This window comes from Nocardia sp. PE-7, from assembly GCF_030486425.1.
Lineage (GTDB): Bacteria > Actinomycetota > Actinomycetes > Mycobacteriales > Mycobacteriaceae > Nocardia > Nocardia salmonicida_A.
On sequence record NZ_CP129614.1, the window covers coordinates 3,148,731 to 3,170,794 of the forward strand.

A 22,064-nucleotide genomic window follows, 5' to 3' on the forward strand; every position below is an offset into this window, starting at 1 on the left:
TGCCACCGCTCCCCGACGTGCGGCGACACCGAACAGTTCAGATCAGATTTCGCGGCACTGCATCTGCGCCGCGTCCGGGCCGAGCTGCTGGGTCGCGTAGTACGCGGCACCGACCTCGTTGCCCGCCTTCACCGTGACGTCGGGCAGCGGAGCGCCGACCTGGTTGGTGGACGAACACACGTAGGTCTTCTCGGCCCACCAGCCGGCGGGGAAGGCCTGCGCGGGCGCGGCAACAGCAGCGGCAGCACCGGTGAGCAGCAACGCGGCAGCGGAAGCGGTAACAACAGAACGGGTCGACATAGGTTCCTCAGATCTCACGGGGACAACGAAAGTGCTTGGAGCACACTAGCACCGGCGCTGACCAGGCAACAGAGCCCCGGCAGCCACGAAAAGATCCCAGCGAGAGGTGTCGGCTCAGTCGACGAGGTAGCGCAGCATCACCGCGGTCTCGAAGCGCCTGGTCTCGGCCAGCCGGAGCCTGATGCGCTTGTCCAGCAACGGAAACATCGGTGTGCCGCCGCCGAGTACCACGGGCGAGACGAACACCTGATACTCGTCGATGAGCCCGTGTGGCATCAGCGAAGCCGCCAGGTTCGCGCCGCCGACCTCCATGACGCCGTCACCGTCTGCCTTGAGCCTGCGGACCTCCTCGACCACGTTCGTGCTGACCAGGGTGCTGTTCCACTCGACCTCGGTGAGTGTCCGGGAGACGACGACCTTGGGCTTGTTCGTCCAGAGCTCGCCGAACTCGCGCTGGATGGGCGGCGCGTCCTCGGGCACGTGCGGCCAGTACTCGGCCATCAGCTCATACAGTCGACGACCGTTCACCGCGACTTCGAGCCCGCCGAACCTGTCGTTGTGGAACTGGTGCAGCTCCTCGTCCGGGTCGGTCCAGTCGATGCGGCCCTCGCGGTCGTTGACGTAGCCGTCCAGGGATACGCCGAATCCGTAGATCAGTTTCCTCATGACCGTGTAGACCTCCTACGCGCTCGAAACTCATCGGTGTGCGGACGGGCTGTCAGAAAGCGGGCCAGGGAATCGGTCGTGAGGAGTTGGGTACCGGCATCACCGGGTGTTCGAGTAGGGCTTTCGCGCGTTCGGTGAGCGCGGTGATCTCGGCGTCGGTGATGTGGACGGCCAGCGAATCAGCGACGGCGCCGGGCAGATTCGCGGCGAAGGTGGAGATGTCGGTGATCAGCGACTCGTGTACCGGGCGTCCCGCCCAACCCCACAGCACGGTGCGCAGCTTCGGTTCGGTGTGCAGGCAGATGCCGTGGTCGACGCCGTAGACCTGACCGTCGATGCCTTCCAGCGCGTGCCCGCCTTTGCGATCGGCGTTGTTGAGCAACAGATCCAGCACGGCCATCCGTTGCAGGCGCGGATCGTCGGCGTGGATGAGTGAGACCTCGTTGCCCTGCTCGTCGAGAGCGCGCAGTACTTCGCAGAATCCCTCGGGCACGGTTCCCGGTGTACACAGGTCGACCAGGTCGAGGCGCTGCCGGGCGTCGGTGCGGTTGTCGACCGAGGTGACCCAGCGTTGCACCATGCCCGGCCCCAAAGGCCCGTCGCGCAGCACCGTTTCGGGGATCACCCCCCAGCCGAGGTGTTCGGAGATCAGATACGACGCGACTTCACGCCCGGCCAGGGTGCCGTCGGGGAAGTCCCACAGCGGTCGTTCACCACGTACCGGCTTGTACACCACCCGTAGCGGGGCGCCGTCGGGTTCGGGCGCGGCGATCTCACAGACCAGCGTGAGATTGCTGGCCACGCCGATCCGGCCGACGATGTCGAGATCCCCTTCGGTGAGCACCGGCACAGGTGATCACTCCTCTTCGAGTTCGGCGGCGCCGAAGATCTCGCCGCGCTTGTACCCGTTGGTGCGCACACACATGTGCCCGCGCGAGGACAGCGGTTCCCCGCACAGCGGGCACGGTGGGCGCCCGGCCGCGATCACTCGCGCCGACCGCAACGCGAACTCGCGTGCCTGGATCGGGGTCAGGAACACGCGCACCGCGTCGGGGCCTTCGTCGGTGTCGTCGAGCACCACCGATTCGTCGACCTCGGTCTCGGTGATCGCGAGCAACTCGACCACCACGGCGTTGGCGTCGGAGTCCCAGCCCAGACCCATGGTGCCGACCCGGAATTCGGTGTCGATGGGGGTGACCAGCGGCGCGACATCGCGCACGTCCTCACCTTCGGGCGGCACCTCGGCGCCGAAGCGGCGCGCTACCTCGTCGAGCAGCAGACCCATCCGGTCGGCGAGCACCTTCACCTGCTGCTTCTCGAGCAGCACACTCACCACCAACGGCTCCTGCACGGCCTGCAGGTAGAACGAACGATCGCCCGGTTCACCGACGGTCCCGGCGACGAAACGATCGGGGGTGCGAAATACATGGATTGCGCGTGACACATGCACCTCCTGATACGTGACCCTGATCGACACTCACGAACACACTCCTCTAAGGAGAATCGCGGTGCCCCGCATTCCCATTATCCGCGTTCGCGGCCGTCGGCACCTCTCCACCGGGGGTCGGTGTCGTCGGTGCGGTCGCGGCCAGCGCGGAAAGGTCGGCGCCGGTGTCGTTGAACTTCCACACCGACGGCCCGTGCGTGCCGTAGCGGACGACGCTGATCGAGGCCGGTTCCACCGCGATCCGCTGAAAGCTGTCCAGATGCAGGCCCAGGGCGTCGGCCAGGATCGATTTGATGACGTCGCCGTGCGCGCAGGCTACCCACAGCACATCCCGGCCCGCCTTCTCGGCCAGTGTGCGTTCGATATCGCGGACTCCGGCGACCGCGCGTTGCTGGACCTGGGCCAGGCCTTCCCCACCGGGGAACACCGCGCCCGAGGCGTGCCCCTGCACGACCCGCCACAGCGGTTCGTTGAGGAGTTCGGCGATCGGGCGCCCGGTCCAGTCGCCGTAGTCGACCTCGATGAGTCGTTCGTCGTGCTCGGGTTCGAGACCGAGTTTCTCGGCCAGCGGCGCCACGGTGCGCTGACAGCGCAGCAGCGGTGAGCTGGCGATGTGTTCGATCGGCAGCATCGCGAGTCGGTCGGCCACCGCGGCGGCCTGTTCGGTGCCGCGCTCGGTGAGTTCGACGCCGGGTGAGCGCCCCGCGAGGGTGCGCGCGGTGTTGGAGGTCGACACACCGTGCCGGAGCAGGATCACCGTCATGGGACCAGCCTAACCATGGGTTGGCTTCGGATCAGGTCGCGGAGACGACGCCGGTGGCCAGCAGGCCCAGCATCGTGACGCCGAGGATGATCCGGTAGCCGACGAACCAGTAGAACGAATGCTTGCCGACGAACTTCAACAGCCACGCCACCGAGGCATAGCCGACGATGAACGCCACGGCGGTGGCGACCAGCAACTGCGGCCCACTGGCATTGAGGCCCTCACCGGCCGGTTCGAACGCATCAGGCAGGCTGAACAGGCCCGATGCGGTCACCGCGGGGATGGCCAGCAGGAACGAGAACCGCACGGCCGCTTCACGCTCGAGGCCGAGGAACAGGCCCGCGGTCGAGGTCGCGCCGGAGCGGGAGACGCCGGGAACCAACGCCAGGCACTGCGCCAGACCCATCACGATGCCGTCTTTGGTGGTGAGTTGGCTCAGCGGCCGCGCCTTGCTGCCGAAATGCTCACCCGCGGCGATCACCAGCGCGAACGCGACCAGCATGAACGACACCAGCCACAGATTGCGCGCCCCGGTGCGGATCTCGTCCTTGAACAGGAAACCCAATACCCCGATCGGGATGGTGGCGATGATCACGTACCAGCCGATGCGGTAGTCGAGTTCGCGCTGGGTGTCGCGTTCGTGGGCGTCACGGGCACTGCGGTCCATCACCGGCAGCTTCGTGGTGACCCGGTCGCCCACCGCGACCTCACGCTGGGACCGTTCGCGCCAACGCATCCCGAGCGTGGTGAACCAGGCGACGACGATGCGCTGGATGTCCTTGGCGAAATACACCAGCACCGCCGCTTCGGTGCCGAGCTGGGTGACCGCGGTGAACGACGCGCCCGCGTCGTCGCCGAAGAACACGCCCGACACGATGCGCAGGTGCGCCGAGGACGAGATCGGCAAGAACTCGGTGAGTCCTTGCACCAATCCGAGTACCAATGCCTGGAACCAGGTCATCGCCTCGCCCACCACGTCCTCCTGCTGACTCGCGCCCGAAAGACCGCGTCCTCCTGGGCTTTTGCTACATATCCGGCCATAACGGCCACGATCTCGCAGCGACCCTACCTGTCGGCGCCCTCGGTCGTCGCCCGCCGGTCGCCGAGATCGGGTTCTGCCGCGCCACGGCACGGGTCGCCGAGTGAGGCAGCGGCGGCGCGCACATTAGGCTGTCGCCGTGACGAATGCGCGGGCGCGGTGATGGAACAGCGAACGGTGGGACGCAGCGGACTTCGGGTGTCGCGGATCGGGTTGGCGACCCATACCTGGGGGACACATACCGATGCCGATGAGGCATCGGTGCAGTTGGCGGCGTTCACCGAGGCCGGTGGCACGCTCGTCGACATCTCGCCCGTCTACGGCGAGGGGGCGGCGCAGCGGATCCTGGCGGATCTGCTCGGCGACTTGGTCTCGCGTGACGAATTGGTCATCAGTGGCAGTGCGGGTGTGGTGATGCACGCACCCGGCGCCGGGGTCGGCGACTCGGTGCCCGCGCCCGCGGCGGTGGGCCCGGTGGTCGACTCCTCGCGGCGCACTCTGCTCAAACAACTCGACCGCACCCTGCTCGAATTGGGCACCGACCATCTCGACATCTGGAGCATCGCCGCCTGGGATCCGTACACGCCGCTCGACGAGGTCGCGGCCACCCTCGACACCGCGGTGCGGACCGGTCGCACCCGGTACGCGGGTGTGCGCGGGTTCGCGGCGTGGCAGCTGGCCAGTCTGGCCGCGATCGCGCCGATCACGGCCGCGCAGACGCCGTACTCGCTGCTCGCGCGGGGGACCGAGAACGATGTGATTCCCGCCGCCCGTCACCACGGGGTCGGCGTCATCGCGTCGGCGCCGTTGGCCGGTGGGATCCTGACCGGCAAGTATCGCGACGGTGTTCCCGCGGATTCGCGGGGCGCCGACGAGGCGACCGCGGCCGAGATCCGGCGCAGGCTCGACGACGATCGCGCGACCAGAGTGGTCGACGCGCTGGTCACCGCCGCCGACGGGCTCGGTACGTCGCCGTTGGCGGTGGCGCTGGCCTGGATCCGTGACCGGCCCGGCATCACGAGCATGATCGTGGGTGCCCGCGATATCGGTCAGCTCACCGGAGTGCTGGCCGCCGAAACCCTGGAGTTGCCGCGCGCGATCGCGGCGGCACTCGACGATGTGAGCGCCCGTTCCGAATGATGGCTAGCCTTACCTATATGAAACTGCGTGGTGTGCTGACGGCGATGCTCGCGGCGACGGTGCTGACCGGCGTCGTCGCTTGCACCCCGAGCAATCCTGCATCGACTGCCAATTCCGGTGGGCCGGTGACGGCGCAGCTCGCTGACCTGGACCCTGTCCCGATCGGGCCCGCACCGACGCCGCGGTTGCCGGTGACGGTGAAGTCCTATGACGGCAGCGATGTGACGATCGCCGATACGTCGCGCATCATCGCCGTGGACCGGTACGGCACCCTCGCCCAAACCGTGTGGGCGCTGGGTCTGGGCGCGAACCTCGTCGGCCGCAGCACCTCCGCCTCGTTCCCCGCCATCGCGGCCGTACCCAATGTGGCGGGCGGCAACGGCAGCCTCAGCATCGAAGCGGTCCTGAATCTGCGCCCGTCGGTGTTCCTCACCGATACGACCAGCGCCGCCCCCGCTGTGCGTGAGCAGTTGCGGGCCGCCGGGGTGACCGTCGTCTACTTCGACCCCGATCGCAGCATGGCCGGCGTCGTCCCGCAGATCGAGTCGGTGGCCACCGCGCTGGGCGTTCCCGAGGCGGGCAAGCAGCTCGGCGCGCGCACCGCCGACGAGATCGCTGCCGCGACCGCCCGCGTGCCGAAGCAGGATCCGCAGCCCACGATCGCCTTCCTCTACCTGCGCAGCGCCGCGATCACCATGATGGCCGGCCGCGGCTCGGGCGCCGATTCGCTGATCACGGCCATCGGCGGCGTCGACGCGGGCACCGCCTCCGGGGTGAACGAGCCGTTCGTGTCCATCACCAGCGAGGCGATGATCGCCGCCGCCCCCGATGTGCTGCTGGTGATGTCGGACGGGCTGAAATCGGTGGGTGGCCTCGACGGGCTGGAGAAGGTGCCCGGCATCGCCCAGACACCGGCAGGCCGCAACCGGCGCGTGGTCGACATGTCCGACGCGGTGATCCTGAGCTTCGGCCCCAACACCGGCCGCGTCGTGTCGGCGCTGTCCGACGCCGTCTACGGCAAATCGGCATGAGCGATGCGCCCGACCTGACCAAGTCCGCGAACACCCCGCGGATCACCGACGCCACCCCCGATCACCTACCGCCCACGACGCACCGGGCCACGCGCGTGACAGTCGTGTTCGCTGTCGCGTTCCTCGCCCTGATCGTGCTGGCCGTGGTCTCGGCGGTGCTCGGACAGGTCCCCACGACGGCCGCCGAGGTGCTGGGCAGCGTGACCCACCGGATCGGCCTCGATATCGGGCCCGTGCCCGCGCATCCGGCCGGTGAGGTGACGCTGTGGGAGGTGCGGTTCCCACGAGTAGCCCTGGCCATCCTGGTCGGAGCTTCGCTGGCGACGGCCGGTGCCCTGCTGCAGGGAGTGTTCGCCAATCCGCTCGCCGAACCCGGCGTGATCGGGGTGTCGGCGGGTGCCGCGGTCGGGGCGGGCACCGTCATCGTGGTCGGTGGCGCGTTCGTCGCCTCGTGGTCCATCGCTGCCGCGGCCTTCGTCGCGGGATTGATCACCACCGCGCTGGTCTATGTGCTGTCGAGGTCGGGCGGGCGCACCGAGGTGGTGACCTTGATCCTCACCGGTGTCGCGATCAACGCCTTCGCCGGCGGGTTGATCGCGCTGCTGTTGTTCGTCGCCAGCCCCGCCGCCCGGGATCAGATCGTGTTCTGGCAGCTCGGCAGCCTCAACGGCGCCACCTGGCAGTCGGTGGCGGTCGTGGCGGTGCTGGCCTCGGTCGGCATCCTGGCCGCGATCCTCATCGCACCACGGCTGGATCTGCTCGCACTCGGCGATTCCGCGGCCCGCCACCTCGGCGTCGACGTGGAACGGCTGCGCAGGCAGGTGATCGTGGTGGTCGCCGTGCTCACCGCGGCGGGGGTGGCGTTCAGCGGCATCATCTTGTTCGTGGGGTTGATCGTGCCGCACCTGGTACGCATGATGGTCGGCCCCGGCCACCGGGTGCTCGTGCCACTGAGCGCGATCGTGGGCGCGGTGATGCTGCTCGGTGCCGACGTCGTGGCCCGCACGCTGGTCCACAACGCCGACCTGCCACTGGGCATGCTCACCTCCCTGATCGGCGGCCCGTTCTTCTTCTGGCTGCTGCGCCGCACCCGGGCCAGGGCAGGAGGCTGGGGATGACCGAGAGCGACACCGCCCTGCCACGCCGGGCGTCCTGGCGTTCGCTGTTCGCCCGAACCCCGGACGTGCCCGCGCGCCCCGAACTCGGCACCGTCACCCTGCGTGCCAACGGGCTCAGCGCCCGTCGCGGCACCCGTACCGTCCTCGAAGCCGTCGACTTCCAGGTCGCGGCAGGAGAAATCGTCGCGCTCGTCGGACCGAACGGTGCGGGCAAGTCCAGCCTGCTCGCCGCCCTCGCCGGGGAGCTCGAACCCAGTGCGGGCACCGTGAAACTCGAGGGCCACGCGCTCTCGCACTGGACTCCGGCCGACATGGCCCGCCGCCGCGCGGTCCTGCCCCAATCCCACGCCGTAGGATTTCCTTTCACCGCCCGCGAGGTCGTCGCCATGGGCCGTGCTCCGTGGCTGCACACCCCCGCCGCGGACAACGACGACGCACTCGTCACCGCGGCGCTGGCCGCGACCGATGTCACCCACCTCGCCACGCGCGTGTTCCCGTCGCTGTCGGGCGGCGAGCGCGCCCGCGTAGCCCTGGCTCGCGTCCTGGCCCAAGACACCGCGACCCTGTTGCTGGACGAACCGACCGCCGCCCTCGACCTCGGCCACCAGGAAGCCGTCCTGCGCCTGGCCGCCGCCCGTGCCGCCGAAGGCGCTGCCGTGGTCGTCGTCGTCCACGACCTCGGCGTGGCCGCCGCCTACGCCGACCGCGTCACCGTCTTGGACGCGGGCCGCGTCGCCGCCGACGGCCGCCCCCGCGAGATCCTCACCCGCGAACTACTCACCACCGTCTACCAGCACCCCGTCGACGTCTTCGATCACCCGACCACCGGCGCCCAACTCGTCCTGCCCGACCGCGGCCGCGACTGACACAGCCGCCGACGTCCTGATCGCACGGCCGCCGTAGGAATGCGGTGTCTTTCCCTGAGCGACTCTGCCCTCCCGATAGCGGCTGAGCTGATCTGACCGGCGGAACGGGGTCCGAGCCAGGTAGTTCAGCACGGCAGCATCCCCCGCTCGCCGAGCAGCGCGCGGAATTGCACCGGGCCAGGTCGACGAGGTCGGATCATGCCCGGTCGTAATGCGCACCCGGCAACGGCAGTGACCTTCCACAATCGCGAGCCGACCGCGACAAAGGCAGCGGCGTGTCTCCTACTATCGGTCGCGGCGCCACCCCGTTCGACCAGTTGCGCGGGCTGCTACGAATTTGATTGCGCCGCAAAGGAATTGACATGCCGCCTGCACAGCAGAGCTTGCCCGACCTGAGCCGGCGACAACTGCTGGCAACCGCCGCCGCGGCCACCACGCTGAGCGCACTGAGCCTGGGCCGCGCGTCCGCGGGACCAGCCGACGACGCCGACGTCATCGTCGTCGGCGCCGGACTGGCCGGGCTGGTGGCGACGTCGGAACTGGTCGCTGCCGGTCGGCGCGTCCTGCTGCTGGATCAAGAGCCCGAGACCGGTCTCGGCGGTCAGGCGTTCTGGTCACTGGGCGGGTTGTTCTTCATCGACTCCCTCGAGCAACGGATCGCCGGGGTCCGCGATTCGCTCGACTTGGCGCGACGCGACTGGTTCAACACCGCCGGTTTCGATCGTGGGCCCGACGACCCGCTCGGCGAAGACTACTGGGGCACACGCTGGGCCGAGGCCTACCTGCAGTTCGCGGCCGGGGAGAAGCAATCATGGCTGGCCGGGCTCGGGATGCGCTGGGTGCCGTACGTGGGGTGGGCCGAGCGCGGCGACAGGAGTCCGAACGGACCGGGCAATTCGGTCCCGCGTTTCCATCTGACCCTGGGGACCGGTCCCGGTGTCATGGAACCGTTCGAGAAGCTCGTGCGTGACGCGCACTCGCGCGGTGCGGTCTCGTTCCGGTTCCGCCATCAGGTCGACGGGCTCATCACCACCGGCAATGCCGTCACCGGCGTCCACGGCAGCGTGCTCGAACCCAGCGACGCGCCCCGCGGCACACCCAGTTCCCGCACCGAGGTCGGCGGGTTCGAGCTGCACGCCCCGATGGTGATCGTCACCTCCGGCGGCATCGGCGCCAACCACGACCTCGTCCGCCGCAACTGGCCGGCCCGCCTCGGCACACCGCCCGCCCGCATGATCACCGGCGTCCCCGCCCACGTCGACGGCCGCATGCTCGCGATCAGCGAAGCGGCCGGTGCCCGGCTGGTCAACCGTGATCGCATGTGGCACTACACCGAAGGGCTCATCAACCACACACCCATCTGGCCCGACCACGGTATTCGCGTGCTCGCCTCCCCCTCCTCGATGTGGTTCGACGCCACCGGCCGCCGCTTCCCCTCCCCCGGTATCCCCAGCTTCGACACACTCGGCACGCTGGAACTGATCATGCGATCGGGCTACGACTACTCCTGGTTCGTGCTGAACAAAAGGATCATCGACAAAGAGTTCGTGCTCTCCGGATCCGAACAGAATCCCGAACTCACCCACAAAGACATCCCCGGCTACCTCCTCAGCCGCCTGACCAACAGCACACCCCCGCCGACCAAAGCCTTCATCGACCACGGCCCCGACTTCGTGACCGCCAACGCGTTACCAGAGCTCGTCGCGGGCATGAACCGGCTCACCGGCTCGGACCTGATCAACGTCGACGACCTGCACGCGCAGATCTCCCTGCGCGACGAGCAGGTCGACAACCCCAACAGCACCGATCCCCAGATCATCGGCATCCGAAATTCCCTGGCCTACATCGGCGACGCCCTGGTCCGCACCACCCCGCTGCATCGAATCCTCGACCCTGCAGCGGGCCCCCTCATCGCGATCCGGATGAACATCCTCACCCGAAAAACCCTCGGCGGCTTGCAAACCGATCTCTCCGGCCGCGTCCTCGACGCCACCGGGCATCCCATCACCGGGCTCTACGCCGCGGGCGAGGTCGCGGGCTTCGGTGGCGGCGGTGTCCACGGCTACCGCGCGCTGGAAGGCACCTTTCTCGGCGGCTGCCTGTTCTCCGGTAGGCAAACCGGCCGGGCAGCGGCCGAGGAAAGCGCTTGATCCGAGCACATGTGCTCGCCACATCGCGCCGGGATGGCGCACCGTGAGTGAGTGGATCGGAGGTGGAGTTCATCGGGTCGGCGAAGGCGGCCTTCAGGTCGCCACCGGGTGTCCACGACTTCCGGCTCGACCTCACCGATGCAGTTCTCACCTTCGCAGACACTGATCCGGTCATCTTTCAGCGACTCCGCGCCGACCCAACGGCGACAGGAATTGTCGGTGCCTCGTGCGATGGTGAGTCGACGAATTGCTCACCGGCCGAAGGAGAACGACGTGGCCGATTCCGATGACCGACCCGAAGTAAGGCTCGTCGCTCACTGCCGCCGTTGCCGCGGCTGGCTGTTGTCGGCGAAGTCGATCGCCGAGGGCATCGGCCCCACCTGCGCGATACGCGAACGATCCGAGCAGCGCGCCGCGAAAGCGAACGAGTTGACGCTGTTCGACTTCGCGGCTTGACCGCAGGTCGCCGCAAACACCCGCCCTTCGCCAAAACATGGTCGATCCAGCGCTCGCAGTACCTCGGTATCGGATCGAGGTACCGCGTGAGAGTGATGTGGTCAGGTATCAGCCGTTCGTAGCCTCGGTCGCATGCCCACAGTCTCGAAAATCGCCGCCGCGATCGCTCTCGCCGGAACAGTCGCCGGTGTCGGAATCGGTGTCAGTTCGGCGGATTCCGCACCGGCTGGACCGACGCAACGGGTGGCGGTGATCGGTCTCGGTGGCACCATCGCGGGAACCTCCGACCGGCGTACCGATCTGGAAACCTATCGGCCGGGCACGCGGCCGATCGCCGAACTCGTCGACTCGCTGCGCCCCGAGATCGGTGAGATCGCCGCCGTGTCGACCGAGGACTTCGGGCACAAGGGATCCGGCGACTACACCGTCACCGACCTCTACGATCTGGCGCGCCTGGTGGAAAACCGCCTGCGAGATCATGATTCGGTCGTGGTGAGCACCGGTTCGGCCACCATGGAGGAGCTGAGCTACTTCCTCGACCTCACCGTGCGCAGCACGAAGCCGGTGGTCGTGACCGGTGCGATGCGCCCGTGGACCGCGATCGGCAGTGACGGCCCGGTCAACCTGTACAACGCGATCCGCCTCGCGGCGAGCAACCGGACCACCTGTTTCGGCACGGTCATCGCCCTCAACGACCAGATCCTGCCCGCCCGCGACGCCACCAAATCCGACTCGACCCGCGTGCACACCTTCACCACCCGCGAATACGGCGACCTCGGCACCATCGACCAGGCCGGAATCCGCCTGCAGCGCGCCCCCGCCCGCGTCCAACGCTGCGACGACCCCGCCCGCTGGACGACCCCGTTCGACCTGACCACGATCGACCGCGACACTCTCCCCCGCGTCGACATCGCCCACAGCTACCTCGACGCGCCCGCCGAGCCGATCACCGCGGCCGTCGCCGCGGGCGCCGAGGGCATCGTGTTCGCGGGCACTCCCTCCCCGAAACAGGCGAGCGCCGCGATGGCGACCAAGGGTGTGGCCCTGGTCGCCACCAACGCCTACGGTTCCGGCGCGATCACCGTCGACCCCGCGATGGGTGTGGTCAGCGGCGGTGACCTCGCGCCGAAGAAGGCCCGCCTGCTGCTCCTGCTGGCGCTGGCCAGAACCACCGAGCACGACCAGATCGTGGCCTGGTTCCGCGATTACGGCAATCAGCAGTTCTAGCGCCCGAAGTTGCTCCCGGGCGGGATGGTATTCGGATCCGCGGCAGCTAGGGAGGAGGCTCGCTCAGTCGGTTGAGGCCGAGTCGTCGCACCATTCGATGGATGAGCGACAACGACAACGCGACGCTGCCCAGCGGCAGCACCACGGCCAGCAGGATGAAGCTCCATAGCGTGGTTTGCGCGTGCGAGGTGAGGATCGTGAAGTTCATTCCGAAGTAGCCGGTGATGAACGAGAGTGGGAGGAAGACAGTCGCGACGATCGTGAGTCCATTGATCACCACCGCTTGTCGGCCCGCGACCGAGGCCGAGTAATGGCTCAGTGCGTCCTTCGCCTCCTCCCGGATTTCGCGAGCGTTCGCCTTCATGCGAGTAACCCGCTTGCGGTGTCGCTCGAGGTGCGCATGGGAGTCGGAGCGCATGCCGGGGAGCCCGTGCAGGTCCTGCGCGATGTCCTCGAGATCGTGCAAGTACCACCCGAACTCCTGGATGCCATCGGTGAGGGCGCCCAGCATGTTGACCAGCTCATCGTGAACTTCCGGTGCGCCGCCTTTGAGCATTTCGAACTGCACCTCGCCGAGCCGGTCGTCGATTGCCAGCAGCAGCGGCTTGAAGCTGTCGATCAGAGAATCCAGGATCAGAAACAGGAAGTGTGCGCCTAATTCTTGCTCGTCCTTTTCCTGACCGGCAAAGGCGTCGATACTCCTGAGGGCGCGATCCAGCGGCTCACAGGCCGTGGCGTGAACAGTCAGGAGGAATTGTTCCGTCAGGACTAGATTCAGGTAGCCGGCGTCCTGTGACGCACGCCAATCGGTGCCGATGACCCACGGAAGCGACACCACGACGGCGGTCTCGGTCGGGGCGAACCATGATCGCGGTGTACCGTGCACGACGATGTCCGCCAGCTCCGCAGGCAGCTGAAGGGCCCGGCAGAAGTCCGACAGATCGTCGTTTCCCAGGGCCTCCAGGTCGAGCCAGAATGACGTGTCCGTCAAGAAATGTCGGGCGACGTCGTCCGGAGTCGCTACGCCGACATGACCTTCGGCATCGGCCAAGCGAGCGACAGCTGATGACGGAGAACGGCGCGGTGACCTGGACTGATCATTCGGGCTTGCCATCTCTGCTCCTCGAATCGAGCTGCGCGGCTATACCGAGCCATGTCTGTCGTAGACGCGGCGATGTTGGGCGGTGAAGTCGTTGCACGCCCCACTCGACGGGCCCCGGCAGCGGCTCGTCCAAATCGTTGACAGTCAACACCAACCGGCGATCCGGTACAGCGAGCCACACCGTAGTTCGAGAGTTGCGCTTCGACTCGGATGAGGGCACTTCTCAGCAGACAGCTACCGGCCGCTACAGCTGGGCGAGCCGACACCGTTCGGCGCGCAGGCCGAATCGGCTATTTCCAGATGATCTTCAGCAGGGCCGGGGTGAGCACCATCCGGATGATCGTGGCGTCGATGATCAGCGCCACGATCATCCCGTAGGCGATGTATTTCATCAGCACCAGATCCGAGAACCCGAACGCCCCGGTCACCACGATCAGGATCGCGGCCGCCGAGGTGATCACCCCGCCGGTGTGGGCCACGCCGTAGCGGATCGACTCCTCGGCCTCGGCGCCGGCGGCCCGTTTCTCGGCGATTCGCGACAGCAGGAACACCTCGTAGTCGGTGGACAACCCGAAGATCACCGTCACGATCAACGCCACCACCGCGAACATCAACGGTCCCGGTGTGAACTGGAATGTCCCCGCCCCGTGGCCTTCGACGAAGATCCAGGTCAGCACGCCCAGGGTCGAGACCAAACTGAGCGCGCTCATCGCGACGGCCTTCACCGCCAGGATCACCGACCGGAACGCCACGATCATCAGCGCCAGCGCCGCCGCGATCAGGATCGCCAACAGCAGCGGCAGCCCGTCGATCAACCCGTTGATGCTGTCGCGTTCGAGCGCGGGGATGCCGGCGACCATCACCTGCACGCCCGGTGGCGCGGGCAACGAACGCAGCGCGTCGATCACCTGGTCGGCGTCGCGTTTGTCGCCGAGCCCGGCGGAGAGCACGTTGACGTTGTCTTTGGTCGCCGCCGCCGGTTCGAATCGTCCGGTCAGTCCGGGCACCTGATTGGCCTCGAACCGGATATCGCTGAGCTGCTGGGGCGAGGCGCCGACCACGATCAGCTTCAACGGTTCGGTGCGGAACCCGGGGAACAGGTGGTCGAAGTCTTCCTGGGCCACCCGTGCGGGGTTGTCGGCGGCCAGATACTTCTCGCTGATCCCGCCGAACTCGATGTGGCGCAACGGAATACTCAATGCCAGCAGGCCGAGCACGATCGGGATGACCACCGCCCAGGGCCTGCGCATCGCCCACTGTGCCAGCCGGGAGAAGAACCCGGCATCGATCTGGGCTTCGGTCTTGCTGCGTGAGAAGCGTTTCCAGCCCAGCCAGTCGATCTTGTGTCCGGCGATACTCAAGGCGGCGGGTAGGGCGGTCACCGACAACAGCGCCGCCAACATCACCGCGGAGATGCCGCCGTAGGGCACCGACCGCAGGACCCCGTTGGGGAAGATGAACAGCGCACCGAGGCTCAACGCGATGATCCCCGCGGAGAACAGCACGGTGCGCCCCGCGGTGGCGACCGTGCGCGCGGTCGCGTCCTCCACGGAGCGACCGGCGGCCAGTTCCTCCCGGAACCGGGTCACCGTGAACAGCCCGTAGTCGATCGCCAGGCCGAGCGCGACCAATGTCATCACCGCGCTGGCGAAGACGTTGACCTCGATCTGGGCGGTGAGCACCCGCAAGATCCCGGAGGTGCCCAGGATGGTGAGTCCGCCGATCAGCACCGGCAGCAGTGCGCCGATCACCCCGCCGAACACGAAGTACAGCAGGATCGCCACGATCGGCAAGGCGATGATCTCGGCGCGCTTGATGTCGTGCTGCATCCCGATATTGATGCCCTCGACCACCGGCTGCAGCCCCGCCAGCTGCACCGTCGTCCCACCGGGCCCGGCGCCGGGTTCACCGGCGTTCAGGTGCGGTTTCAACGCGAGATAGTTGTTGACCGTCGCGGTCCCGCCGCCGCCTGCCAGCCCGATGCTGGCGAAGGCGTGCTGTTTGGTCGGGTCGGAGGCATTCGCCGAGAACGGGCTGTCCCAGTAGCTGTCGATCTTGTGGATCCGCTCGCCGTACTGCTTGCGCAGGTCGGCCAGTGCCGCCGTCACCGGTCCGCGCACCGCGGGATCGTCGACGGTGGTGCCGGGTGGGGCAGTGTAGATGACGATCAGGTCGCCGTCGGTGTCGCGGCCGAAGGTGTCGTCGGCCAGTTTCGACGCCGCCACCGACTGGCTCGACTCGTCGAACCAGCCCTCCTGGGTGTAGCGGTCGGCCAGGTCGCGGCCGAACCACCCTGAGGCGAGCACGGTGATCACGAAGAAGCCGAGCACGAGGAACCGGTGGCGGTAGACGAACCTGCCCCACCGCATGGATCGAGATTCGCGCATCTCAGCCGCAGGCAGCGGTGCGATAGTCGGCCGAGCGCAGGATGCCGCACAGGTCGGTGCGCGAGATCTTCCACTTACCGTCGAGCAGCACGAAATGCACGATGGTGGTGCGCACGTTGGTTCCCGAACCGTCCTTGTCCAGTCGCATGGTCGCGGTGAGTGTGCCGTCGCGGTTGTCGAAAACCGGGTCGACGACGCCGTAGACCGCGTGGGGGTTGTCGCGCAGCGCCTTGTACATATCGGGGATGGCGTCGGAGAAGGCGGCGCCGTCCTCGATCAGTTCGGTGCGTTCGACATCGGGCAGGCTCGGGTCGAGCGCGCGTTTGATCTGCGCGTCGAGCTGTTGGGCGTTCGGCAGCGGCACATTGGCCTTGCTGGCCGAGGTCGCGACGGAGGAAGCGAGGGAAGCGTTGGCCGAAGACCGTGCGGCGTCGACCGAGGCCTCGTCGGTGGTTCCCCCGCACGCGGCGAGGGCGACGAGGGCCGTGAGGCAGGCGGTGGCCGCAGCGGCCCTGGCGGAAAGTGTGGAAGGCATCACCATCTACATACCATCAATGACGGCACTGATTCGTCCCAGGATGGCGCGAACTGTGGATATGTCACTGGAAGCGGGCACTCGGACCGGGTCGGCGTCAGGGAGCAGATCGCGCACGAAGGCGCTGACGCTGCGTTCGTCACCGAGGTCGATGTCGGTCACCTGGGCTCGGGCCTGGGCCACCACATCGTCGGAGCCGGGTACCGCGTCGCCGAGGTCGGCGCGGTAGATCTGCACCGTCAGCGTGGCGCGGTGGGTGCGGAAGGAGAAGGGACGGCCGTCGTCGGTGGTGCCGAAGCCGTGGGCGAACGGTCCGACGGAGATGTCATCGATGCCGAAACCCGCCTGTGTCCGGTCGGTCATCGTGGGGATCTCCCGCCGCTGTGTGGCAATCAGTTTGTCGACGCGTCAACAGTAACGCGCGTCACCGACACCTCCGACGCGAGCACCCGGTCGAAGCTACTGGTGAGTCATCATGGTCAGATGGTGATCAAGTGAGTCACCTCGTGCGGATTGAAGGAGTTCGGTGCATGCGCCCTCGTGGCTCGGTCGCCTCTGCGTTGGTCGGCGCGGCGGTTTTGGTGTTGTTGACCGGGTGCAGCGGTGAGGACGGCGGTTCCGATGTCCCGACCAGGGCCCCGGCCACCGCAGCGGTTTCTCCCGCCGCCGCGAACCCGGTCGGTCAGGTCTTCCCCGCAGCGGCGACGAAAGCTCTGCTCGCCGAGAGCTCGACCGGTCGCCTCGCCGCCCTGGACACCGCGGGCACCGCGCTCTCGCTGATCGACCCCGCCGCACCGACCACCCCGCGCACGGTCGACCTCCCCGCTGTCGGCGCGTCGCTGTCGCAAGGCAAGCCGGGCGAAGTGCTCGTCGCCGCCCCCGACCGGGTATTGCGGGTCGACGCGACCACCGGCACGCTCTCCGAGACCCCCGTCGACGGCGACGTGCACAGCGTGCGAACTCGCCCCGACGGCACGCTCGTGGTCGGTACCGCCGACGGCACCGTGCGCGAACTGACCGCCGACGGCGCGGTCACCCGCACGATCACCGGCCTGGTTTCCGCCGACGAGCTCGCGTTGACCGGCGAGAACATCACCGTCCTCGATCGCAAGCAGACCGCCGTTGTCGCCGTGGGGCAGGACGCACTCGGGCTGATGCTGCGCGCGGGCGACGGAGCCACCAACGCCATCGCCGACCGGCACGGCCGCATCATCGTGGCCGACACCGCGGGCGGCGAACTGCTCGTGTACTCGGCCGGTCCGCTCGTGCTGCGCCAGCGTTTCCCGGTATCATCATCGCCTTACGCGCTCGCCTACGACCCGCGTTCGGACACGGTCTGGGTGAGTTGCACGCAGAGCAACGAGGTCGTCGGCTACGACCTGTCGACCGGCATCGGTGTCGAGGTGGCCAGGCTCGCGACACTGCGCCAGCCCGACGCGATAACCGTCGACGAACGCACCGGCGACCTGTTCGTGGCCTCGGCTGTGGGTGATGGCCTGCAGCGGATCGGCGCGGACGAGCGGAAGAGAGGGCAGTGATGGCTACAGCTCCCAGGCCTCGCAGTTCGCGCTCGGCGATACCGCCGAGCTGGGAAACCAGCAACGACGACTACGAATACGTGCCCCTGCGGCTGCCACCGGAGGTCAACCGGGTCACCGCCTCGATGCGACTTGCCATCCAGGCCGAGTTCGGTGGCTGGGAGTTGTCCCGGGTGCGCGCCTACACCGACGGCAGTCGCCGGGTGCTGTTGCGCCGCCGCAAGAACGCCGTCCTGCCTGTGCCCGAACCCGGATTGTGAGCCGACCATGTACGCCCTCCTGTTACGCCTGATGTTCCTGATCCCGCCGGAGCGAGTGCATCACCTGGTGTTCGCCGCGTTGCGTTTCGCCACCTGGTTCCCGCCGACCCGCTGGCTGGCGCGCAAGCTCACCGTGGTCGAGGACCCGATCCTGGCCACCACCGCGTTCGGTGTCGCCTTCCCCGCCCCTTTGGGTCTTGCCGCCGGTTTCGACAAGAACGCCGACGGCGCGAACGCCTGGGGCACACTGGGTTTCGGTTTCGCCGAGATCGGCACCGTCACCGCTCACGCCCAGCCCGGCAACCCCTCGCCGCGTCTGTTCCGGCTGCCCGCCGACCACGCTCTGATCAACCGGATGGGCTTCAACAACCACGGTGCCGCGGCCGCGGCCGCCCGCCTGCACGGCGCGCACCCCACCGTTCCGATCGGTGCGAACATCGGTAAGACCAAGATCACCGAACCCGATGCCGCCGCGGGCGATTACGCGACCAGTGCCCGATTGCTCGGCCCGCTCGCGGACTTCGTCGTGGTCAACGTGTCCTCGCCCAACACCCCCGGCCTGCGTGACCTGCAAGCCGTCGAATCGCTGCGCCCGATCCTGCAGGCCGTGCTCGACAGTGTCTCGGTGCCGGTGCTGGTGAAGATCGCCCCCGACCTGTCCGACGACGACATCGACGCCGTCGCCGACCTCGCGGTCGAACTGGGTCTGGCCGGCATCGTCGCCACCAACACCACCATCTGCCGCGACGGCCTGCACACCCCGACGCCCGAGGTCCAGGCCATGGGTGCGGGCGGGCTGTCCGGCGCGCCGGTGGCCGAACGGTCCCTGGAAGTTCTGCGCCGCCTCTACACCCGTGTCGGCGACCAGGTGGTCCTGATCTCCGTCGGCGGCATCGAAACACCGGAGCAGGCCTGGGCCCGCATCCTCGCCGGCGCCACCCTGCTGCAGGGCTACACCGGCTTCATCTACGGCGGCCCGTTCTGGACCACCCGCATCCACCGTGGCATCGCGGCCAACCTCCGCGCGGGTGGCTACGCCCGGCTGTCCGACGCGGTCGGCGCCGAACACCGCACCCACTCGGTCTGAGATCTCAGCCGTAGTACGCCTGGGGCGACCGATCCTCGCGCCTCGGTCGCGCCGGGCGTAGCCGCGACAACGGTGCCGGTGGATCGTGGAACGACTCCCCCGCGGCCGCGTCGTCGCCGCGTCGGCGGGCGTCGATGCGCTTGGCGAGCTTGATCAGCGCCTGCTGCCAGATGATGCCGAGCACGTCGGCGCGGGCACTGATCTCGGCGTGGGCGAGTCGGTCGTGCACGGCATCCAGGTCACTGACGAGTTCGTCGAGTTCCATGCCCGCCCAGGCTTGCTCACGGCTGAGGGTGTATTCGGGCAACCAGCTCAATCGCCAGCCGCCGGTGTCGGTTCGCTGGGCGAATTCCGGCGTGCGGTCGCTGCGTAACGTGTCGTCGGTGCCATGAATGACCATCGTGGACCTGCCTTCCCCGGTGGGGGCGCTGCGCCCTCCCCGAGCGTCTGGCGGGGCATCTACTCCCCGTAATCCAGTGTGGCATTTGCCATTTATCTTGGTCAATTGCCATTGTTAGTAGGTAATTGCCAGATTTCGGGCGTGGCAAACCCGGCAATGTGGCGATCGCAGTGCGGCGTCCGCCCCGATCCGGTGAGCGGCGGCGTCGAGAAGTGGACGGGAGGCAGCATGTCGATGGTTCCCCAGGATGCCCGCGTCGCCGCGATCCGCAGCATCCTGGCCAGACTGGGCAAGTACGCGGGGTTGAACGCAGAACGCCTGCGCCACACCGAGATCGACGCTGCGCCGCTGCTGGAGCTGCTGTCGGTGCGCCGACATGCCCGCCGCACCGGAGTCACCGTCGAGGCATCGATCCTGCCCGTGGTGCGCGAGGTCACCCAGTGGCTGGCGCCGACGGACCGGCTGATCGTGGACGCGGCGCTCTCCCTGGGACTGTTCCGGGACCGGTCCGGCGTGGGTATCGATATCGAACGCCTGTATGCAGATAACCTCGGGGAACGTCGAGAGGCCTTGACCGAGCAGTGGGTTGCCCTGCACACCTTGCTCGATGTCGACCCCGTTCCCGAAGCTCCCACGGTCAAACGGTTGCGCACGGTCGCCGAACACAGCGCCTTCACCGCACTGGCTGGGCTGCTGGCCACCGATTCCGGTTATCCCATGGCCGCGCCGTCGGCCACACAGCCCACCGCCGCACCCGACCGGCACGGTGTCGTCACCGTCTTCGGCGACGCCGTCATCGATCACCTCTACCGGGTCGACGCCTTCCCCGACGCCGACAACGCCGCCGGCGGCACCTTCACCGGCCACCCCGGCGGCAAAGGACTCAATCGGGCCGTCGCCGCGGCCCGCCTCGGCATCGGCGTGCACCTGGCCTGCGCGGTCGGCGGTGACGAATACGGCCGCCGCATCCTCGAATTCGTCGAAGCCGAGGGAGTGGCTCTCGACCTGGTCAAGGTCGTGCCGTTCGCGACGTCGCTGGTGACCGCGGTGGTGATCACCCCCAACGGCGAGACCCGCATCATCGGCTGCCGCGACAGCCGCGTCCAACTCCAGGACGAAGACCTGCACCGCCCGGAACTGCGCGCCGCGCTGGAAGCCTCCGACGCGGTGATCCTGAGCTTCGAACCACCCCCCTCGGTGATCGAGCAGGTGCTGTCGACGGTGGCGCAGATGCGGCCCAAACCGCCCGTCATCGTGTGCCCGACGCCGTCGATGCCGGTGCCGCAGAGCCTCTACCAGTACCTGGGGGCGGTCGACTACCTCGTCGGTGCCGCCACGGATCTGGACGCGTTGCTGCCCGATGTGCCCGCCGAATCCGCCGACGACATCGCCCGGCTGCTGCGCGGGCTCGGCGTCGGCACCGTCTGCACGGTCGAGAACTTCCGCTGCGTCGTCGCCTCCGACACGGTCGAGACCGTGATCGACTATTTCCCGCAGGTGCTCAAAGCCTCGGTCGGGGCCGCGGCCGCCTTCACCGGGGCGCTGGCCTATCGACTCGTCAACTCCCGAACCCCGCTCACCGCAACCGATTTCGTGTGGGCGACCGCGGCGATGATTCCCACCCAGAATCTGGGCGCGGTGGCGGTGTCGATGCCCGGTGTCGCCGAGATCGACCGCATCGTGCGGCTGTACGCGCCGTCGGCCTGATCCGGGGGTAAAGTCGCGCCGTCGAGGCTCGCCCCTGTCCGGTATCGCCTGTCCACGCACGGAGGATCGTTGACCATTCTGTCGTTCGGCAGTGCCAGAACCGGGCGAGCCGGTGCCGACACCGCACACCGGCTGGGTCGTCATGGCGCACAACTGCCGATCCGGGTCATCGAGATCCCCGACCCTCGCGACGGCGGACACCTGCTCGTCTTCGGTGAACCGCACGACGGCTGCCTGGTTCGAGTGCACTCACGCTGCCTCTACGGCGAGGGGCTGGGTTCCGACGACTGCGACTGCGGCGGGGAACTGACCGAGTCGATGGACCGCATCCAGGCCGAGGGCTCCGGCGTTCTCGTCTACCTCGAGCAGGAGGGACGCGGCGCCGGCTTGATCTGGAAAGCTCGCGGCTACCGCGAAAGCGAACAGTCCGGCACCGACACCTTCGACAGCTATCGAAGCCTCGGCCTCGACGCCGACGCCCGCCGCTACGACTCCGCCGCGCGCGCACTGCGCGAGCTCGATCTCACCCGGGTCCGGTTGCTCACCAACAACCCCGACAAGTGCCGGGCACTGACCGAGGCCGGGATCACCGTCGAGCCCATCGCCCTCACCATCGCCTTGCAATCCTCGCGCGGCAGGCAATACCTGCAGGCCAAACGACGCCAACGCCAGCACACCATCCCCGCCGATCCGCTCGCCGACGACGAGGCATCGGCGCGGGTGCGGTCGTGGTGGCGGCCACGGGCTCGCGGGTAACCCCCCTCACAATCCCGTATGTCCGGTTACGATGAGTGAGCCACGCCACTGCTGACGTCTCCATCTCGAGATAACGAGATGGTTTCACT

The 22,064-nt window shown here is 68.0% G+C and carries 24 protein-coding genes; 12 read left to right on the forward strand and 12 right to left on the reverse strand.

Translation table 11 applies throughout. The features are described from left to right. Positions 1–42 precede the first annotated feature (42 nt). From QX204_RS14740 to QX204_RS14765, 6 genes are all read right to left on the reverse strand, one after another. Positions 43–300 (reverse strand): hypothetical protein, encoded by a 258-nt coding sequence (locus tag QX204_RS14740; RefSeq protein WP_301907403.1) that lies wholly within the window; start codon positions 298–300, stop codon positions 43–45. A gap of 114 nt (positions 301–414) precedes the next feature. Continuing rightward, a complete protein-coding gene (locus tag QX204_RS14745) occupies positions 415–966 on the reverse strand; it encodes a dihydrofolate reductase family protein (RefSeq protein ID WP_301907404.1) in 552 nt (183 codons plus the stop codon). Between the two features lie 52 nt (positions 967–1,018). Then, the gene (locus QX204_RS14750; protein WP_301907406.1) at positions 1,019–1,816 is read right to left on the reverse strand and encodes an Rv2133c family protein; all 798 of its coding nucleotides are present in this window, start codon (positions 1,814–1,816) and stop codon (positions 1,019–1,021) included. 6 nt (positions 1,817–1,822) lie between these two features. Then, positions 1,823–2,410, reverse strand: a complete 588-nt coding sequence (locus QX204_RS14755; RefSeq protein WP_056820470.1) for an Rv2134c family protein — start codon at positions 2,408–2,410, stop codon at positions 1,823–1,825. A 49-nt stretch (positions 2,411–2,459) separates the two neighbouring features. Beyond that, entirely contained in the window at positions 2,460–3,176 is a 717-nt protein-coding gene (locus QX204_RS14760) for a histidine phosphatase family protein (RefSeq protein WP_301907408.1), read from the reverse strand. A 31-nt stretch (positions 3,177–3,207) separates the two neighbouring features. After that, the gene (locus tag QX204_RS14765; RefSeq protein WP_301907409.1) at positions 3,208–4,149 is read right to left on the reverse strand and encodes an undecaprenyl-diphosphate phosphatase; all 942 of its coding nucleotides are present in this window, start codon (positions 4,147–4,149) and stop codon (positions 3,208–3,210) included. A 228-nt stretch (positions 4,150–4,377) separates the two neighbouring features. On the opposite strand from QX204_RS14765, the gene QX204_RS14770 reads away from it, so the two are divergent. The 7 genes from QX204_RS14770 (at position 4,378) to QX204_RS14800 (ending at position 12,203) form a co-directional block, all read left to right on the forward strand. After that, a complete protein-coding gene (locus QX204_RS14770) occupies positions 4,378–5,355 on the forward strand; it encodes an aldo/keto reductase (RefSeq protein WP_301907410.1) in 978 nt (325 codons plus the stop codon). A 17-nt stretch (positions 5,356–5,372) separates the two neighbouring features. Further along, on the forward strand, positions 5,373–6,386 hold the full coding sequence (locus tag QX204_RS14775) for a heme/hemin ABC transporter substrate-binding protein (RefSeq protein WP_301907411.1): 1,014 nt from the start codon (positions 5,373–5,375) through the stop codon (positions 6,384–6,386). Further along, on the forward strand, positions 6,383–7,504 hold the full coding sequence (locus tag QX204_RS14780) for a FecCD family ABC transporter permease (RefSeq protein WP_301907412.1): 1,122 nt from the start codon (positions 6,383–6,385) through the stop codon (positions 7,502–7,504). The genes QX204_RS14775 and QX204_RS14780 overlap by 4 nt, the downstream gene beginning before the upstream one ends. Next, entirely contained in the window at positions 7,501–8,370 is an 870-nt protein-coding gene (locus tag QX204_RS14785; RefSeq protein WP_301907413.1) for a heme ABC transporter ATP-binding protein, read from the forward strand. Before QX204_RS14780 ends, QX204_RS14785 begins: the two co-directional genes overlap by 4 nt. 362 nt (positions 8,371–8,732) lie before the next feature. Continuing rightward, positions 8,733–10,520 (forward strand): FAD-binding dehydrogenase, encoded by a 1,788-nt coding sequence (locus tag QX204_RS14790; RefSeq protein ID WP_301907415.1) that lies wholly within the window; start codon positions 8,733–8,735, stop codon positions 10,518–10,520. A gap of 273 nt (positions 10,521–10,793) precedes the next feature. Continuing rightward, positions 10,794–10,976 (forward strand): DUF6011 domain-containing protein, encoded by a 183-nt coding sequence (locus tag QX204_RS14795; RefSeq protein ID WP_301907416.1) that lies wholly within the window; start codon positions 10,794–10,796, stop codon positions 10,974–10,976. A 132-nt stretch (positions 10,977–11,108) separates the two neighbouring features. Further along, positions 11,109–12,203, forward strand: coding sequence for an asparaginase (locus QX204_RS14800; RefSeq protein ID WP_301907417.1), 1,095 nt, complete (start codon positions 11,109–11,111; stop codon positions 12,201–12,203). A gap of 46 nt (positions 12,204–12,249) precedes the next feature. On the opposite strand, the gene QX204_RS14805 is transcribed toward QX204_RS14800, so the two are convergent. The 5 genes from QX204_RS14805 to QX204_RS14820 form a co-directional block, all read right to left on the reverse strand. Then, on the reverse strand, positions 12,250–13,317 hold the full coding sequence (locus QX204_RS14805) for a CorA family divalent cation transporter (RefSeq protein WP_301907418.1): 1,068 nt from the start codon (positions 13,315–13,317) through the stop codon (positions 12,250–12,252). Next, the gene (locus tag QX204_RS34455; RefSeq protein WP_367620191.1) at positions 13,301–13,525 is read right to left on the reverse strand and encodes a DUF2252 family protein; all 225 of its coding nucleotides are present in this window, start codon (positions 13,523–13,525) and stop codon (positions 13,301–13,303) included. The genes QX204_RS14805 and QX204_RS34455 overlap by 17 nt, the downstream gene beginning before the upstream one ends. 70 nt (positions 13,526–13,595) lie before the next feature. Then, entirely contained in the window at positions 13,596–15,674 is a 2,079-nt protein-coding gene (locus QX204_RS14810; RefSeq protein WP_301907419.1) for an MMPL family transporter, read from the reverse strand. 19 nt (positions 15,675–15,693) lie between these two features. Then, positions 15,694–16,233: a WKL family lipoprotein gene (locus QX204_RS14815; RefSeq protein WP_301907420.1), complete on the reverse strand. Its 540-nt coding sequence runs from the start codon at positions 16,231–16,233 to the stop codon at positions 15,694–15,696. Next, entirely contained in the window at positions 16,234–16,590 is a 357-nt protein-coding gene (locus QX204_RS14820) for a hypothetical protein (RefSeq protein ID WP_301907421.1), read from the reverse strand. Between the two features lie 167 nt (positions 16,591–16,757). On the opposite strand from QX204_RS14820, the gene QX204_RS14825 reads away from it, so the two are divergent. Genes QX204_RS14825 through QX204_RS14835 form a run of 3 tightly spaced genes read left to right on the forward strand, consistent with a single transcriptional unit; the run spans position 16,758 to position 19,112 of the window. Further along, entirely contained in the window at positions 16,758–17,765 is a 1,008-nt protein-coding gene (locus QX204_RS14825) for a YncE family protein (RefSeq protein ID WP_301907423.1), read from the forward strand. Continuing rightward, positions 17,765–18,025, forward strand: coding sequence for a DUF5703 family protein (locus QX204_RS14830; protein WP_056820002.1), 261 nt, complete (start codon positions 17,765–17,767; stop codon positions 18,023–18,025). Before QX204_RS14825 ends, QX204_RS14830 begins: the two co-directional genes overlap by 1 nt. A 7-nt stretch (positions 18,026–18,032) precedes the next feature. Next, positions 18,033–19,112 (forward strand): quinone-dependent dihydroorotate dehydrogenase, encoded by a 1,080-nt coding sequence (locus QX204_RS14835; protein WP_301907425.1) that lies wholly within the window; start codon positions 18,033–18,035, stop codon positions 19,110–19,112. A 4-nt stretch (positions 19,113–19,116) separates the two neighbouring features. On the opposite strand, the gene QX204_RS14840 is transcribed toward QX204_RS14835, so the two are convergent. Further along, positions 19,117–19,512: a hypothetical protein gene (locus QX204_RS14840; RefSeq protein ID WP_301907427.1), complete on the reverse strand. Its 396-nt coding sequence runs from the start codon at positions 19,510–19,512 to the stop codon at positions 19,117–19,119. 141 nt (positions 19,513–19,653) lie between these two features. On the opposite strand from QX204_RS14840, the gene QX204_RS14845 reads away from it, so the two are divergent. Both QX204_RS14845 and QX204_RS14850 read left to right on the forward strand, forming a co-directional pair. After that, entirely contained in the window at positions 19,654–21,219 is a 1,566-nt protein-coding gene (locus tag QX204_RS14845) for a PfkB family carbohydrate kinase (RefSeq protein WP_301907429.1), read from the forward strand. 69 nt (positions 21,220–21,288) lie between these two features. Further along, the gene (locus tag QX204_RS14850; protein WP_301907431.1) at positions 21,289–21,975 is read left to right on the forward strand and encodes a GTP cyclohydrolase II; all 687 of its coding nucleotides are present in this window, start codon (positions 21,289–21,291) and stop codon (positions 21,973–21,975) included. Positions 21,976–22,064 lie beyond the last annotated feature (89 nt).

Excerpts from the sequence above, each read along its gene's own strand:
- QX204_RS14830 (WP_056820002.1), top strand. The coding sequence starts at position 17,765 with ATGGCTACAGCTCCCAGGCCTCGCAGTTCGCGCTCGGCGATACCGCCG.
- QX204_RS14840 (WP_301907427.1), bottom strand. The coding sequence starts at position 19,512 with ATGGTCATTCATGGCACCGACGACACGTTACGCAGCGACCGCACGCCG.
- QX204_RS14810 (WP_301907419.1), bottom strand. The coding sequence starts at position 15,674 with ATGCGGTGGGGCAGGTTCGTCTACCGCCACCGGTTCCTCGTGCTCGGC.
- QX204_RS14785 (WP_301907413.1), top strand. The coding sequence starts at position 7,501 with ATGACCGAGAGCGACACCGCCCTGCCACGCCGGGCGTCCTGGCGTTCG.
- QX204_RS14790 (WP_301907415.1), top strand. The coding sequence starts at position 8,733 with ATGCCGCCTGCACAGCAGAGCTTGCCCGACCTGAGCCGGCGACAACTG.
- QX204_RS14825 (WP_301907423.1), top strand. The coding sequence starts at position 16,758 with ATGCGCCCTCGTGGCTCGGTCGCCTCTGCGTTGGTCGGCGCGGCGGTT.
- QX204_RS14760 (WP_301907408.1), bottom strand. The coding sequence starts at position 3,176 with ATGACGGTGATCCTGCTCCGGCACGGTGTGTCGACCTCCAACACCGCG.
- QX204_RS14820 (WP_301907421.1), bottom strand. The coding sequence starts at position 16,590 with ATGACCGACCGGACACAGGCGGGTTTCGGCATCGATGACATCTCCGTC.
- QX204_RS14775 (WP_301907411.1), top strand. The coding sequence starts at position 5,373 with ATGAAACTGCGTGGTGTGCTGACGGCGATGCTCGCGGCGACGGTGCTG.
- QX204_RS14770 (WP_301907410.1), top strand. The coding sequence starts at position 4,378 with ATGGAACAGCGAACGGTGGGACGCAGCGGACTTCGGGTGTCGCGGATC.
- QX204_RS14815 (WP_301907420.1), bottom strand. The coding sequence starts at position 16,233 with ATGGTGATGCCTTCCACACTTTCCGCCAGGGCCGCTGCGGCCACCGCC.
- QX204_RS14780 (WP_301907412.1), top strand. The coding sequence starts at position 6,383 with ATGAGCGATGCGCCCGACCTGACCAAGTCCGCGAACACCCCGCGGATC.
- QX204_RS14800 (WP_301907417.1), top strand. The coding sequence starts at position 11,109 with ATGCCCACAGTCTCGAAAATCGCCGCCGCGATCGCTCTCGCCGGAACA.
- QX204_RS14745 (WP_301907404.1), bottom strand. The coding sequence starts at position 966 with ATGAGGAAACTGATCTACGGATTCGGCGTATCCCTGGACGGCTACGTC.
- QX204_RS14835 (WP_301907425.1), top strand. The coding sequence starts at position 18,033 with ATGTACGCCCTCCTGTTACGCCTGATGTTCCTGATCCCGCCGGAGCGA.
- QX204_RS14740 (WP_301907403.1), bottom strand. The coding sequence starts at position 300 with ATGTCGACCCGTTCTGTTGTTACCGCTTCCGCTGCCGCGTTGCTGCTC.
- QX204_RS14805 (WP_301907418.1), bottom strand. The coding sequence starts at position 13,317 with ATGGCAAGCCCGAATGATCAGTCCAGGTCACCGCGCCGTTCTCCGTCA.